General features: G+C 58.1%; 13 protein-coding genes. 11 read left to right on the forward strand and 2 right to left on the reverse strand.

Features of this window, described 5'->3' with window-relative positions:
• Window positions 1–16 precede the first annotated feature (16 nt).
• Window positions 17–2,206 carry a hybrid sensor histidine kinase/response regulator family protein gene (locus tag AWB79_RS10850; RefSeq protein WP_061167424.1) on the reverse strand — a complete coding sequence of 730 codons (2,190 nt, stop codon included), beginning with the start codon at window positions 2,204–2,206 and terminating at the stop codon, window positions 17–19.
• 259 nt (window positions 2,207–2,465) lie between these two features.
• Between AWB79_RS10850 and AWB79_RS10855 the strand changes: the two genes are divergently transcribed.
• Window positions 2,466–4,241: an SWIM zinc finger family protein gene (locus tag AWB79_RS10855; RefSeq protein WP_061167583.1), complete on the forward strand. Its 1,776-nt coding sequence runs from the start codon at window positions 2,466–2,468 to the stop codon at window positions 4,239–4,241.
• 205 nt (window positions 4,242–4,446) lie between these two features.
• On the forward strand, window positions 4,447–5,466 hold the full coding sequence (locus AWB79_RS40385) for an H-NS family nucleoid-associated regulatory protein (protein ID WP_063963475.1): 1,020 nt from the start codon (window positions 4,447–4,449) through the stop codon (window positions 5,464–5,466).
• Between the two features lie 125 nt (window positions 5,467–5,591).
• On the opposite strand, the gene AWB79_RS10865 is transcribed toward AWB79_RS40385, so the two are convergent.
• The gene (locus AWB79_RS10865) at window positions 5,592–6,548 is read right to left on the reverse strand and encodes a LysR family transcriptional regulator (RefSeq protein ID WP_232470869.1); all 957 of its coding nucleotides are present in this window, start codon (window positions 6,546–6,548) and stop codon (window positions 5,592–5,594) included.
• A 331-nt stretch (window positions 6,549–6,879) separates the two neighbouring features.
• Between AWB79_RS10865 and AWB79_RS10870 the strand changes: the two genes are divergently transcribed.
• The 9 genes from AWB79_RS10870 to AWB79_RS10910 all read left to right on the forward strand — a co-directional run bounded on the left by AWB79_RS10870 (window position 6,880) and on the right by AWB79_RS10910 (window position 15,424).
• The gene (locus AWB79_RS10870; RefSeq protein WP_061167425.1) at window positions 6,880–8,187 is read left to right on the forward strand and encodes a cation:dicarboxylate symporter family transporter; all 1,308 of its coding nucleotides are present in this window, start codon (window positions 6,880–6,882) and stop codon (window positions 8,185–8,187) included.
• Between the two features lie 20 nt (window positions 8,188–8,207).
• On the forward strand, window positions 8,208–8,768 hold the full coding sequence (locus tag AWB79_RS10875) for a carboxymuconolactone decarboxylase family protein (RefSeq protein WP_061167426.1): 561 nt from the start codon (window positions 8,208–8,210) through the stop codon (window positions 8,766–8,768).
• A 10-nt stretch (window positions 8,769–8,778) separates the two neighbouring features.
• Window positions 8,779–9,612, forward strand: coding sequence for an SDR family NAD(P)-dependent oxidoreductase (locus AWB79_RS10880; RefSeq protein WP_232470870.1), 834 nt, complete (start codon window positions 8,779–8,781; stop codon window positions 9,610–9,612).
• Window positions 9,612–10,439, forward strand: a complete 828-nt coding sequence (locus AWB79_RS10885; RefSeq protein ID WP_061167427.1) for an amidohydrolase family protein — start codon at window positions 9,612–9,614, stop codon at window positions 10,437–10,439. Before AWB79_RS10880 ends, AWB79_RS10885 begins: the two co-directional genes overlap by 1 nt.
• A gap of 8 nt (window positions 10,440–10,447) precedes the next feature.
• Window positions 10,448–11,749: an MFS transporter gene (locus AWB79_RS10890; RefSeq protein WP_061167428.1), complete on the forward strand. Its 1,302-nt coding sequence runs from the start codon at window positions 10,448–10,450 to the stop codon at window positions 11,747–11,749.
• Window positions 11,746–12,681 (forward strand): SMP-30/gluconolactonase/LRE family protein, encoded by a 936-nt coding sequence (locus AWB79_RS10895; RefSeq protein WP_061167429.1) that lies wholly within the window; start codon window positions 11,746–11,748, stop codon window positions 12,679–12,681. Before AWB79_RS10890 ends, AWB79_RS10895 begins: the two co-directional genes overlap by 4 nt.
• A gap of 41 nt (window positions 12,682–12,722) precedes the next feature.
• A complete protein-coding gene (locus AWB79_RS10900) occupies window positions 12,723–13,538 on the forward strand; it encodes a substrate-binding domain-containing protein (protein ID WP_061167430.1) in 816 nt (271 codons plus the stop codon).
• A 73-nt stretch (window positions 13,539–13,611) separates the two neighbouring features.
• On the forward strand, window positions 13,612–14,487 hold the full coding sequence (locus tag AWB79_RS10905; protein ID WP_061167431.1) for an alpha/beta fold hydrolase: 876 nt from the start codon (window positions 13,612–13,614) through the stop codon (window positions 14,485–14,487).
• A 55-nt stretch (window positions 14,488–14,542) separates the two neighbouring features.
• Window positions 14,543–15,424: an alpha/beta fold hydrolase gene (locus AWB79_RS10910; RefSeq protein ID WP_061167432.1), complete on the forward strand. Its 882-nt coding sequence runs from the start codon at window positions 14,543–14,545 to the stop codon at window positions 15,422–15,424.
• The last annotated feature ends 67 nt before the right edge of the window (window positions 15,425–15,491 follow it).

A 15,491-nucleotide genomic window follows, 5' to 3' on the forward strand; every position in this document is an offset into this window, starting at 1 on the left:
TTCCCGAGGTGCTTGGCTATCTGGTTGCGGAACCGACGCCATGCAATAAAGCCTGAAGGTCGTCGATATTGAATGGCTTGGACAGAATCGTTACGCCAGCCTTCTTCGCTCGTTCGAACTCATCTGCATACCCAGTCATGAGCGCAATAGCTTGCGTCGGCCACCTGCGCCGCACTTTTTCCGCGACGTCGATTCCGTTGTTTATGCCGGGCATCTGGATGTCCGAGAGGATGAGGTCGAACGTCTCGCCGTCGTCCAAGACACTCAGCGCTGCATCGCCCGTTAGCTCGTGCCGAGATTGCCAGCCAAAGACCTCTAGAACGGCCGAAAGCCCAGCGGCAACCTCCTCGTTGTCCTCAACCAGCAAAACGGAGCCTCGGATTGACTCCGTGACGGCTGGCGTTTGGACCGACACCACTGTCACCTGAGCATCGGCCTCTCCCAAACCGCGCGGGAGAAAGAGAGAAACAGTGGTGCCTTCGCCTTCTGCGCTCTCGATACGGGAGGTTCCGCCCGCCTGCTCACACATTGCCATAACCTGCGCAAGGCCGAGACCGGTTCCCGCACTAGCAGCTTTCGTCGTGAACAATGGCTCGAACGCGCGTTGCGCGACGGCGGGAGGCATGCCGACGCCGGAATCGGAGCAAGCGACAACGACATACTCTCCTGGCTTCAGACTTCCTCTCGCGGTGTCGAGCACGACGTTCTCACACCGAATCAAGAACTCACCGCCGTTAGGCATTGCATCTTTCGCATTAACGGCGAGGTTAATCAACGCTGATTGCAGTTCGGTCGGGTCAGCCTTCGTCGACCAGACTTCAGCCGGCGATGCGATTCGCAAGCGGACACGGTCGCCGAGCGACATCTGAATCAGCGATGCTTCTTGCTCGAGCCATTTTCTGACGTCAATCAGTTCCTCGTGCAGCGGCTGCTTCCGCGCGACACTAAGGAGCCGTCTTGCCAAAATCTCGGCCGTCGCAGATGCCCGCTCGACCGCGACGACTTCCTTCTCTAACCCATTGAAGTTCTTTCGACGCGCCAGCTCCATGTTCGCTTTGACGACCATGAGGAGGTTGTTGAAGTCATGGGCTACGTTTGCGACGAGATTGCCGAGCGCACCCATGCGCCGCATTTGTCGACTTGTCGTTTCAGCTGAGACGCGCATGCCAAATTCGGCTTTCCAACGCTCCCACGCGGTGCGTTCTCGTTTGAGGCGGCTCAAACTGAACAAGACCAAAATCCAAATGCCGACGCACGGCACCAATGTTGCGATGGCGATGAGCCCATCGTGCCTCAACCACCTATAAATCACCGTCGAAACAGGGATACCAGCGGTCACGTAAAGTGGATATGAGCCGACCTGCCGGTATACCAACAGCTTTTCAACGCCGTCGAGCGTAGAGAAAACCTTCAGCCGTCCACCTTGCGCATTGACGTGTATGGCTTCCGTCAGCGGTTGATTGTTCGTTGGCGCTCTTCGCGCGCTCGGTTCTGGGGTTCGAATCAGAGTGGTGCCGTCACTTCGAAAAAGCCCGACTGTCACAGCCCTGTCATGCGTGGTCAGGCGCCTGTAGAACGACTCAAAGTAACCACGACGAAGTGAGACGACCAAGACGCCGAGAACGCGTCCACTCGAGTCGTATCGGGGCAGGGTGACGTTGAAAACGTCGGCCCCAGGCTCGGAGATTTGCTCGGGCCGGGAAATGTGTTCGGGGGTTTCACGGTCGCGCCGTGCAAACGACAATGCGGCACGGTCGCCAATCGATTGAAGTCCGACGGGGAACGCGCTGCTGCTCGCCAGCAAGTTTCCGTTGCGCCCGAAAATCGCAACAGACGCAACAGACGGCAAACGCCGTGGGATGTCCGCCAAAAAATTGTGGATAGGCAATTGTCGGGCACGAATTTGCGCGTCATCGTCTTCGGCTAGAAGCGCCAGGACGCGCAGTGACATCTCCTGAGTGACATCCAGAACTTTTGCTGCCTGCTCCTCAGCTACCTTTGTCAAACGGTCGATTCCTTCAGATGAATCGGACATGCGAGTTTGATAGCCGAAGTAGCCGTAGGCAGTCAAGAACAGCAGGGGCGTTACGATTGAGGCGACAACAGCCGCGATGAGCATGCGGCGGGTCGACCCGAAGTCGCGCGGCGGCACGGGAATGTCCAAAGCTGAGCTTTCTGAAGCGGGCGGTTCCGGTTTTGTAAACATGGGGCCTGCATGGCGATTCGCGAACGCGAAGTCTATTCATATGTATGTTCGACGTCAAACCAGCATGTCGGGCCATCGGTTAATGCGAAGGTAGAAGGAACATAAAGGGAACGACCATTTTGGAAGCGTTTGATTCCGCATGTGCTGATGAACCGGCGCGCTGAATTCGTTCCTTCACCGAATCCGTCGAGAATGACGTGTCGCAGCAGTAATGCGACGTAAAGGCAATCCACACTTGCGACTGCTCATGAACTCTTATATGACCAGCAAAACTCAGCTCAGCGACGTACTAACGCTGGACGAGGTCCAGTCTCTTGCAGACATAAAGACATTCGCTCGTGGTAGGGCGTACTTCCATGACGGAGCTGTCTCACGACTCGACGAACGCGATGGAGTATTGCGCGCAAGCGTCAACGGCACTAGCGCCTACAGCGTCGAATTCAAAGTCGGTCGCGACGACGAACTCGCCTTTGCATGCGATTGTCCCGTAGGGCAGAAAGGCACCTTATGTAAGCACTTGGTCGCAGTCGCGTTGTCCTGGCTTGAGAGCTCCGACGCAGTGGTTTCTAATCTGGACGACATTGTGCCTATGAGGGCCGGAAAAAGGCGCAAGACGTCTGAGGAAGTTATCGGCGAGTACGTCGCGACGCTGAGCGACGAAGCCATGCGCGAACTGCTGCTCGATGCAGTCGAACGCGACATGGTGCTACGCGACAAGCTGCTCTTCGCGGCTCGAGCAGCCAGCGCCGACGACCTGCCGAGCATGAAAGCGGCCGTGAGGGATGCGACGAGAATCGGCCGGCCACTCGATTGGCGTGAGTCTGGTGCATACGGCGACGGACTATTTTCGCTCGCCGACGCGCTTCGCCAACGGCTCCAAGGGGCAGCAGCTTCGCAAGTCGTTGAGCTAGCCGAGTTGGCCATCGCCGGTGTGGAGAAAAGTCTCGAGCAAATTGACGACTCCAACGGCGGTGTGATGCCAGGCATTCTCCAACTGGCAGCAGTTCATCTCGAAGCGTGCAAGCAGACATCTCCGGACCCGGTAAAGCTCGCGGACCGCTTGTTCCGATATCAATCTGAGGGAGCGTGGGACACGTTCTACGACGTATTGCCGAAGTACGCCGAGCCGTTGGGCGAACGAGGAATGCGGCGCTATCGAGCGCTTGTGGAAGAGGCTTGGCGCCAATTTCCTAGCCTTTTGCCGAAGGATGGTTTGCGCCGGTCGTTTGACGGCAATCGAACTCGCATCGAACATGCGGCTATCAGCCTCGCCGAGTTCGACGGCGACCTGGACGAACAAGTTGCAATTCGACAGAAGGACCTCTCGGCACCGTATCGATATCTGCTTATTGCAGAGATTTGCGCCCAGAATGGACGATACGATGAAGGCCTTGACTGGGCTCGGCAAGGGCTCGCTGCTTTCAAAGAGCCGGACCGACGTCTGCTTGACTTTTGCGTCACAGAATACTTACGGCGCGGTGACTCGGTCGACGCGAACTTGTACGCCTGGGTGCGCTTCGAGCAGCGACTGGATGCAGAAGGATTCGCGGCCCTGATGGAGGTAGCGCGAGCCACGCACAGCGTCGACCAAGCGCGCGAGCGAGCTTTCTCTCTTCTTTGGGCGCTGGTGGAGAAGGAGGAAGCTTCGGCTGCTGCAAGTAAGTCGGTTTGGTACCACCCGAGGTCGCGCACCGCTATCGTCGAAATCTTCCTTGCCTCCAAAGATTACGAAAACGCTTGGCAGGCCTTCGCCGGCGGTGCGGTCGCGACGAATCTGTGGGCAACGATGGCATCAATCCGGGCGAAGACTCATCCTCGGGACGCAATCGCTCTTTATCACCGTTTGCTGCCAATCGCCGCTGACCAGGGTACGCGGAAAGCCCGTTACGACGAGGCGCTCAGCATTGTGCGCAAGATAAGAAGTCTGAGAACAGAACTGGGCGAGCAAATTGAGTTTGCGAAGGAGCTCGAGGTCATTCGAGACGCCTATAGCGCCAAAAGGAACTTCATGAAGCTGCTCGCTACTTTGTCGTGAGGCCATACGATAGTAACGCCCGAATAAGGCGCCCACTTCATTGCTTTCAACTGAACTGATTCAGCTAGCGCTGCTCCCTGGTGTTCGTGCCCGCGAAAGGACTTTCGCCGTCGTTTAGAGCATTGCTCTAGGCGCCGAACACGCAATACCTACTGCTCTTATGGCATAGTGCGTTCATTGTGACCGCGATAAGGGGAATGAAGTCATGGCTACGCTTGAAAGCATTGAGGCGAAGATTATGAAGTTGCAGGCGCAAGCCGACGCAATTACCAAAAAGCAGTCGACGAAAGTCATTGCCGAGATTCATGCCCTGATGTCGGAGCACGGGATAACCGTGGATGACCTCGGCACCCCGTCTGGCGCCAAGAAGCGTGGCACCACAATGGCTACCAATTCATCTTCGGACAACTCAGCCTCGAATGCGAAGTATCGTGACCCGAAGTCTGGGGCGACCTGGAGTGGGCACGGCCGCGCGCCTGGATGGATTGCGAGTGCAAAGAATCGCGACCGCTTTTTGATTGATGGCAGCTCGACGAGTACCAAAGGGGCCGCCAAGAGCATTTCGAAACCGGGGAACTACATTCGTGGGAAGCAGCCAGCGATGTATCGTGACCCGAAGTCGGGCGCAGAGTGGAGTGGGCGCGGGAAGGCTCCGGGCTGGCTGGCGAGTGCCAAGAATCGCGACAGGTTTTTGATTGATGGCAGTGCAACGACGACGCCGGCTGCCGACAAAAATTCTGTGAAGCCTGCCGGCAATTATGTTCGCGGACCTCAACCCGCAAAATATCGTGACCCCAAGAGCGGCGCGGAATGGAGCGGTCGTGGCAAAGCGCCAGGATGGCTTGCAGGCGCGAAGGACAGAACGAAGTTTCTGATTAACGGCGCTACGGCCACGGCTTCTGATGCCAAGGAGAGTGCACCGAAGGCAGTCGCGGCGAAGAAAGCAATCGCGAAGAAGGCGACCGCGACGGCATCGGCAAAGAAGGGCGCTGCGAAGAAAGCATCGCCGACGTCCGCGAAGACTTCTGCAGGCAAGAGAGCAACTACGAAAAATTCGGCGTCCGCGGCGAAGAAAGCACCGCAGGCTGGCAGCGAGAAGACTCCGGCGAAGAAGGTTGTCGCGAAGAAGGCTGGTCGCACCGCGACGCCAGATAAAGCTGCAGACTCGACGCCTCTGCTTCCTGCGACGCGCACAAGCGAAGTCGACGCCGTTGCTTCTGCCTAAAGCAGATGGCTCGATAGCTTCGGCGACGAGGCTGAATGACCGCCACTGCGCCCGGTAGGCGGAAGCAGTCGGCGGCTCTTCACTCATTCACATCGACGGGGTGTAAGGGCTGGCTGCAACGAGGGTTAGCTAGACTTAGTTGCTTCGTTATCGAGCCAGACAATATCTTCTTTCCACTGTTCGCTTCCGACGAACCGTTTCACTTTCTCTCGAAGCATCGCCATCCAATCGGTTGCAAACCTTGATGGTGAGTTTTCACGCAGGGTAGTTATTGCGACCGTCGACCGTATGGACGGGCGCGTAATAGCTTCCGCGACCAGCTCGCCCCTCGCCAGCTCGTCACGAATCGCGATTGACGTGAGTATGGAATACCCAACGCCCGTTTTCACGAGTTTTTTCGTAAGCGCAACACTGTCAACTTCGAGCTCCACGCGAAGACGAATGCCGTTCTGCACTGCGGCGTGTTCGATGACTCGCCGATTACTGTGCGGCATCCCGGGAAGAATGAGGGGGAGGCTGGCGAGGTCCCTTATCTGAAACCCATCCTTGGGAATCGGCGTTCCTGGCGGAGCGATTAGAATCATTGGCTCGCTGTAAAGCGGCCGAACCTGAAAGGCGTCCAAGGGTGGTTGGTTATAGACGACCGCTAAGTCGACACGGCGGTCGGCGACCCATTCTTGCAACGAACTGCTTTGCCCCTCTCGGATGTGAAGCGCGACACGCGGATACACTTCGCGAAAATCGCGCACGAGTTCAGCACCAATGAGGGCTCCCATCGTGGGCGGCAGTCCGACGGCTAGGTAGCCACGCTCCTCGTCGGCAGTCGCGCGGACGTGCTCACCGGTTTCACTCACCATGTTGGAAATCATTTCTGCTCGTTCGAGCAGACGAGCGCCGGCCGCCGTGAGCCGGACGCCTCGGCCGTGACGCGCCAGCAATTCGACCCCAATTTCCTCTTCCAGCTTCGCGATTTGCCTGCTCAACGCGGGCTGGGCGATGTACAACTCCGATGCCGCCCGGCTGAAACTGCCCGCGCGAGCAACATGGATGAAACTGCGCAGCTCCCGAATGTCCATGCTCATGTCCTATGCCATCCGGGCATAGCTTGGTATCAAAACTCGGCCTTTGTCAAGCAATCGCGCCTCACCTATGCTCTGGATTAACGAACAGAACTAGAAAAATTGAGCGGAGACGCGAGGGTAAACTCCCTCACCGGCGTGGCGACGTTGCTCTGTAGGCAGCTGAACCCGAACCGGCGTAGTTCGCGATGCGGCCGTATCGCCGGGTCTGTCACGGACTAGAACTTCTCCGCTTCTCACAGTTTCAGGACAGAACTTCGGTGTAGGTCCCAGGACAGATGTCGCGATAACGGGTCACTTCCAAGGGACATTCGATTCGAACTTAGGAGACGAGATGAGGCGGTTAAAGCAACTACATGTGCAAGTACTTATCGGCTTGGCTTGCGCAATTGTTTTAGGGATGGCAAAGCCTGACTGGGCGGTGGCAATGAAGCCTCTTGGAGTGGGGTTCATTGCCTTGCTCAAGATGATGCTGGCGCCCATCATTTTCTGCACCCTCGTCCAGGGCATCGCACACGTCAAAGACCTTCGCATGCTGGGACGGATGGGCGTCAAATCGCTCGTCTATTTCGAGGTGGTCAGCACCGTCGCAATGATTCTCGGATTTGTGATGGTGAACGTGTTCCAGCCGGGTGCAGGTCTCCATGCGACGAACATCGCGGAAAGCCAAGCAGCCGTTAAGGCAACCGCGAGCGCCGGCGGAATCTCTGCCGTCGACTATCTGCTGAGCCTGATTCCCCATACTCTGGTCGACGCGTTTGCAAAGGGCGACATCGTCCAGGTTCTCATCATTTCGCTGCTGGCAGGTCTCGCACTCAACATGGCGGTCGGTCCCGATTCGGTCCTTCTTCGAGGTATCGACGAAGCGCAATCGGTTCTCTTTCGCATGCTCGCGTTCATCATGAGACTTGCGCCGCTGGGAGCTTTTGGTGCAATGGCAGCAGCGATTGGTAGCTACGGTAGCGTGACGCTTATGTACCTTCTGAAGGTCATCGTGCTGTACTACGCCGCCTCCTTGCTGTTCGTATTCGGTGTCCTCGGCAGTATTAGCTGGATGATTGGTCTTCCGTTCTTTAGCATCCTGCGGCTTATTCGCGACGAACTGCTGCTGATTTTTGGGACGGCGTCCAGCGAAGTAGCACTGCCGCGACTTATCGAGAAATTGCAGCGCTCCGGTTGCGACGAGGCGGTGGTTGGCTTCGTTCTCCCGGCCGGCTACAGCTTCAACCTCGACGGTACGTCGATTTACATGGCGATTGCCATCGGGTTCATCGCTCAGGCAACCGACACCCCGTTCTCCCTGTGGCAGCAGCTTGGACTGCTGGCGATTCTGAGTCTGACCTCGAAGGGCGGTACGACTGTCGCAGGCGGTGCCTTCGTGAAGCTTGCGGCAACGCTTCAATCTGTCCGAACGCTCCCCCTGAGCGGGCTGGGTCTGCTGTTTGGCATCGACCGCGTGATGGCCACGGCAACTGCGCTAGTCAATGTGGTTGGTAACACGCTCGCGGTATTCACCATTGCTCGCTGGGAAGGTGCTTTCGACGCGAAGGCTTTCGAACAGGAGACTGGCGCAAGGCCCCGTCGGTTCTGCCTCCAGCAAGACAAGAGCGCTGCTGCCACTGCGACTGCCCAGTCTCACTGAACTACTGAGAATCGACCCAAATGACACGTCTTTCACCCATCGACCCGGCGCAACTTGACCCTGAGCAGCGCGCCGTCTACGACGCAATCGCAAATGGTCCACGAAAGGGCGTCAGAGGCCCGCTCGCAATCTGGCTGCATCGACCGCAACTTGCCGACCGCTCTCAAGCCTTGGGCCGCTATTGTCGGTATGACAGCAGCATCCCGGCCCGTCTCTCGGAGCTTGCCATCATGTTCATGGGCCGGTACTGGCTCGCGGAATACGAATGGGCCGCGCACAAGCCTTTCGCTCTCGAGGCCGGCGTTTCGAACGAAGTCATCGACGCAATCCGGGATGGAAAGGCGCCTCCCTTCGCGAAACGGGATGAGGAACTGGTGTTCGCCTTTCTCACCGAACTGCATGAACAGCGCAAAGTGCCCGACTCTCTATACCAAGAGCTGGTGAATGAAATCGGAAAGGATGGCGTAGTCGACCTCGTTGGCATTGCCGGCTACTACACGTTGATTTCGATGACCATCAAAGTGTTCGAAGTGCCGCCTCCGGAAGGCGCCACACCGGAACTCCCCCAAGAATCGAACTGAGGAACTTCAAGTGGAAACTTCGCAAAATCTCGTGAATGATGTGAATTCAGGACGCCTTAATGGAAAGGTCGCCATTGTCACTGGCGCAGGCTGCATCGGCTCTGGATGGGGAAACGGCCGCGCGGTTGCGGTGCTCTTCGCCCAGGCAGGCGCCCGCATCTTCGCTGTCGACAAAAATCCGGACGCGATGGAAGAAACCGTACGGCGCGTGCGCGAAGTCGGTGGCGACATCACGGCGTACGGTTGTGACGTCACGGACTCGGACGCAGTTAAGGATATGGTCGAGGCATGTCGCGAGAAGTACGGTCGCGTCGACGTTCTGGTGAACAACGTTGGCGGCTCGGCGGCCGGCGGACCCGTGGCCCTTTCTGAAGAGGCCTGGGACGCTCAGGTTGCCTTCAATCTCAAGAGTGTCTATCTCACTTGCAAGCACGTCCTTCCCGTTATGGAAGCGCAAGGCAGCGGTTCAATCGTCAACACCGCATCGACCTCCGGTATCCGCTGGACGGGCTCGGCGCAAGTTGCCTATGCAGCCTGCAAAGCTGGCGTGATTCAACTGGGCAAGGTGGTCGCAGTCGAGTACGCGAAGAAGGGCATCCGCGTCAACACCGTGGTCCCGGGGCAACTGCACACGCCGATGGTAGAAGCGCGGCTGGCGGGTCAGCGGACAGGCGGCGACGTGGAGAAGTTGTTGGAGACCCGGGTCGCGCGCATTCCGTTGGGCTTCATGGGTGACGGCCGCGATACGGCAAACGCCGCGTTGTTCCTTGCTTCCGACGAGGCTCGGTTTGTCACCGGCACGGAAATCATCGTAGATGGCGGCATGACGGCACGGTGCGACTGATGGACAGCCTCCACGTGAACGGTGGCCGGTGGGATTGCCACACACATATCTATGGACCGTGGGAAGATTTTCCGCTTCCAGAAGGCGCAGTGTATCGGCCCGCAGCGGCGCCGATGGCTGCACTTCTCGAAACGCATCGAAAGTTGGGCATTTCCCACGGTGTCTTGGTTCAAGCAGCCTGCTACGGGACAGACCATTCCGCGTTACTCGACGCGATTGCCGGCACGGGGGGGCGATATAAAGGCGTAGCGCTGCTCAACGGCTCGGAAAGCGACAGTCAGTTGGAGGCGCTCCACGCCGGGGGGGTGCGCGGTATCCGATTCAATTTCATGGGACACCTCGCCGAAGGGCAGAACATAAGCGAACTCAAGGCGCTGGCGGAGCGTGTGGGCTCAATAGGTTGGCACGTCCTGCTTCACGGCAAGCTCGGGCAGATTCTGCCCATTCTCGACAGTTGGCGGAGTTTGCGTACCACGTTGGTAATTGACCATATGTCACGTCCCGACCCTGCTCTCGAGATGGACAGAGATGGGCTTGTGGCTCTGCGCAGATACTTTGATAACGAGTGCCGTTGGATAAAGCTCTCCGGTATCGACCGCATGATGAGTGGGTCGAACGAGCCGTGGTCCCGAGCGCTTCCTCATGTTCGGGGGTTGCTCGCGGCAGCGCCGGAGCGGGCAATCTGGGGCAGTGACTGGCCGCATCCGAACATTCAAGGCGACGTGCCGGATGATTCAAAGCTCCTCGCCTTTGTCGAAGAGGTCTGCGGCGACCCCGAGGCGGCGGATGCGGTGCTTGTCCACAATCCGCGACGGCTTTATCTGTAAGGAACACCATGCGCACAACGACAATTACTCAGGAGACAGCGCGCAGCGTCGAGCAACTTGCGTGCAGGAAGGCGGCTCTGCGTATCGTTCCCTTGCTGGCGTTTGCCTACTTTATCAACTACCTGGACAGGACGAACGTCGGCTTCGCCGCGCTAGCGATGAATCGCGACCTCGGATTGACGGCGTCCCAATTCGGATTGGCTGCCGGTATCTTCTACGTCGGTTACTGCTTCTTCGAGGTTCCCAGCAATCTCGCGCTCTACCGGTTCGGTGCGCGGAGATGGCTGGCTCGAATCATGATTACGTGGGGGTTGTTCGCAGCTGCAACCAGCTTTGCGACCGGTGCGGTGAGTTACTCCCTGCTTCGCCTGCTCGCAGGCATCGGCGAGGCAGGATTCTTTCCCGGCGTCATCTTCTTCCTGACTCTGTGGTTTCCGGCGAGCTATCGCACGCAGATGATGGCGTGGTTCCTGGCAGCAGTGCCGCTGTCGTCGGTATTCAGCGGCCCGTTGTCCGTTTCGATGTTAAAGCTTGAGGGGTGGCTCGGACTGCATGGCTGGCAGTGGCTTTTCATCCTCCAGGGTCTTCCGGCGTGCGTGCTGGGCGTCCTTTGCCTCAAAGTTTTGAGGGACTCGCCGGACAAGGCGAAGTGGCTGACACCTGAAGAGCGTTTGGCTTTGCAGACCGCTGTCGAGCGAGAACGCCCGGCGAACGCAGAGAAGCACTTCATGCGCTCGCTGCTGGATTGGCGCGTGTGGCTGCTCACTGCCATCCTGTTCAGCTACATCATCGGAATTCTCGGCATTGGCGTATGGTTGCCGACGATTTTGAAGACACACCATCTCAGTGACACGCAAATCGGGTTGTTGACCGCACTTCCCTATGTTGTCGGGAGCGTGGGGATGCTTCTGTGGGGGAGGGTTTTGGCGCGCTCGCAACGCTACGTCAAGCATCTCGCCCTGACCTGCGGACTGGCTGCAATTGGCTTCTTCTGTTCAGTGGTCTCGGATGAACTGGTTCCTGCGATGGTCGGCTTGACCATTGCACTGATTGGCCTCTCATCGGTGCGTACGTGCTTCTACAGCATTCCGGCGACGTTTTTAGGAAAAGAAGCAGCAGCCGGAGGGCTGGCGTTCATCAATTCGGTCGGTAGCCTTGGCGGCCTGGTTGGCCCCTACATGGTCGGCTGGCTGAAGGACACCACGGGTTCTTTCAAGGCTGGTCTCATCGGAATGGGCGCGATGCTTGTCCTGGCGACCTTTCTGACTGTTGTTCTGCTGGTGATTATGAAGAGGAAGGACGCAAGATGAATACGTGGCAGCCAAGTTTGAGGACCCCCGACCCAGCAATTCGCATCCTGGACAAACGATTCGAACATTACCGCCTGGCGCATGCAAAGGTCGAGCGCCTGTGGACGGGGTGCCGCTGGGCAGAGGGACCCGTGTGGTTCGGTGACGCTGGCGTGCTCTACTGGACCGACCTGCCGAATGACCGAATCCTAAAGTGGGACGCCGCCACGCAAACGGTTTCGACGTGGCGGGCCCCGTCAAGCAAAGCGAACGGCATGACTCGCGACCGTCAAGGCCGACTCGTCGTATGTGAACATGGGACAAGGCGCGTCACTCGCACTGAATACGACTGCCGCGTCACCGTGCTCGCCGATACGTTCGAAGGGAAGCAGCTCAACTCGCCAAATGATGTCGTCGTGACACGTGACGGCTCCGTCTGGTTCACCGACCCACCGTTTGGCCTCGTGAGCGACTACATGGGGAAACCGGGGACGCCTGAGTTGCCGGCCTGTGTCTATCGGATTGACGCGCAGAGCGGTCAGGTTGAGTGTGTCGCAGACGACATCGAAGGTCCGAACGGGCTCGCTTTCTCGCCTGACGAGCGAACGCTGTATGTCGTCGCATCACGGGCTCGGCCGCGAACAATTATGGCGTTTGACGTTATTGATAACCGCAAGCTCGGGTTCGGCCGGGTCCTTATCGACGCGAAGGACGGCACTCCGGATGGCTTCAGAGTCGACGTCGACGGCAACCTCTGGTGCGGATGGGGTACCGGCAGCGATGAGCTTGACGGCGTACGAGTCTTCGCGCCCGACGGTACGGCCATCGGACACATTGCGCTGCCTGAGCGCTGCGCAAATCTATGCTTCGGCGGAAGAGACAACAATCGCCTGTTCATGGCATCGACGACCTCGGTGTACGCACTGTTCGTGAATACGCGTGGCGCCGTCTGAGCAGCATCGAATCGATAATCCACAAGGTAAGGAGACAAGCAATGGCAATCGAAACAAAAAAGTGGGCTATCCGTGCATCAATCCTAGCGCTGGCTTGCGCGGCGGCGTTGAGCGGTACAGCGCACGCCGAAGATATTCACGTGCTTGCAACGGGCGCACTCTCCGCCGCGTTCAAGCAACTCGTACCCGCATTCGAACGAGATACTGGGAATCACCTTCTAATCTCCTGGGGCCCTTCCTATGGGACCTCGCCTGACGCTCTACCCATGAGAATCAAGAGCGGCGAGTCGATGGATGTCTGCTTCATGATTGGCGCCGCGCTCGACGAGCAAATCAAACAGGGAGTGTTCGTTCCGGACACAAAAACTGATATTGCCGAATCAGCAGTCGGGGTCGCGGTACGTGCCGGCATTCCAAAGCCGGACGTATCGACGCCGGAGAAGCTGAAGCAGGCTCTGCTGTCGGCCAAGTCTGTCGCCTTTTCCGAGGGTGCGAGTGGAACCTACATTACGGGAACGCTCTTTCCAAAGCTCGGTATCGCTGAGCAGATGAAGCAGAAGAGCGTACTTATCAAAGGACGCGAACTTGTCGGGGCAGCGCTCCAGCGCGGCGACGCCGACCTGGGACTTCAGCAAATCAGCGAACTGAAAGCATTCAAGGAGATTCAGTTCGTCGGTCCGCTCCCGCGCGACGTTCAGAAGGTCAGTGTCATCTCTGCCGCAATTGCGAAGAACGCCCAACAGGCTGAAGCCGCAAAAGCCTTCATTGGGTATTTGAAGTCGAAGAATGCGGTGGCAATCTTCGACAGCACCGGACTTGAGCAACCACAGTCGCAAGCACAGGCAACGGCGAACTAGAGCGGCAGAGCAACGGGCCGTTGGAATCCACGTAACAAGATAAGTACAACTACTAGAAATAGGAGATAACATCATGAATGTAAGAGGGCATCTCATTGCTCTTGCGTGTACGTGTCTTGCATTCGGGTGCGCTTCTCACTTGCCGTCGAGCGCTGCACCCGAGCACCTGGTAACTAAGCACGGAACCGTAACAATTGAGACTATCCGTCAAGGTAAGGGGCCGGTAATTGTCCTTTTGCCGTCCCTTGGAAGGGGAGCGGCAGACTTTGATGAAGTCGCTGCATACCTCGAGCGTGACGGCTTTACGGTGTTGAGGCCTCAGCCCAGAGGTATCGGCGCGAGCGTAGGCCCTCTCACTAACGTCGATATGCACGACTTTGCTGCCGACGTCGCCTCAGTTCTGGATGAGCAAAAGACGGGCTCGGTCGTCGTCGTCGGGCATGCGTGGGGAAGTCAACCAGGCCGCATGTTGGCGGTGGACCGTCCGGACCTCGTTCGGGGATTGGTCATGGCGGCCGCGTCGGCTGGAAAACTACCTCCCGGTTCAAACGAGAAACCGTACGGAAGGCTTCGGGACGCGATTGACGGGTCCGGGAATCTCTCACTACCGGAGGCGCAGCGGCTGAAATATCTGCAGCAAGCGTTCTTCGCGCCGGGGCATGACGCTCGACCCTGGTTGAGGGGTTGGTACCCGGCAACTCATGAAGCCGAAGCGCATGCGAGAAATGTCACTCCGGTGGATGCGTATTTCGCAGGTGGGACGGTTCCGATTCTTGACCTCCAAGGTCAATACGACGCTGTTGTCGTCCCCAATGTTTTCAAGCCGATGTTGGGGGACCGCGTGACAGTGGAGGTGGTCGCGAACGCAGCCCATGCAATGGCTCCTGAGCAACCGCAGGCAATGAGCGACGCCATCGCGCGCTTTGCACACCAGATGTACAGGCAGTAGGCGGCAGCTGATACTAACGAATCAGCTTTGTGAAATAGGTCAAGGAATCGCTCTCATGAAATTCTCGAAAGGTGGTCTCGCAGCAATCATTCTCTCCGTGTCTGTAAGCGGCTTTGCGGCAGCCGGCGGTGCAAACATCACTGACGACGTTGTCAAACATGGAAGTGTTCAGATTGAGGTGCTGAGCCAAGGCAAGGGACCGACCATCGTTATGCTTCCATCCCTGGGACGCTCGGTGCGCGACTACGACCAGGTGGCGCAATATCTCGTCGCGGATGGGTTCCGTGTGCTGCGCCCGGAGCCTCGCGGTGTTGGCAAGAGCAAAGGACCGATGGAAAACCTCAGCGTTCACGATTTTGCGTCTGATGTCGCGATGGTCATCGATGAAAAGAAGGCTGGCCCGGTCGTCGTGGTCGGGCACGCGTGGGGTAATTTCGCCGCACGTCAATTGGCTGCCGACCGCCCAGACCTTGTGAAGGGGGGCGTGGTGGCGGCCGCCTCGGCAGGCAAAGTTCCGCCTGGTTCGACAGAAAAGCCTATCAACGCGGAAATGCGCAAGGCGATTGATGGTGCTGGAGACCTCGAGCTTCCCGAAGCACAACGGCTGCAGTATCTAAAGGAAGCCTTCTTCGCACCTGGGAACGACCCCAGCGTGTGGCTCGGCGGCTGGCATCCTGAGACCCACGAAGCAGAGGGACATGCGCGTAACACTACTCCTGTTGACGACTACTTCGCAGCCGGCGCTGCACCGATTCTCGACCTGCAAGGAGAGAACGACGCGGTGGCACCTCGCCGGTTCTCGCAAGTACTCAAGAACATGCTCGGAGACCGAGTGACTGTCGTGGTGTTACCCAACGCAGGTCATGCCATGGCGCCGGAGCAGCCGAAAGCGATGGCCGACGCCATTTCGACTTTTGCGAAGCGAGTCAACCAGTAATTGATTCCTTGATGTTCGGGCGGCGGAGCGTGCAGTGCGGCCGCTCCGTCCGCAAGCGCAGTCAACA

The organism is Caballeronia hypogeia (assembly GCF_001544875.2).
GTDB lineage: Bacteria > Pseudomonadota > Gammaproteobacteria > Burkholderiales > Burkholderiaceae > Caballeronia > Caballeronia hypogeia.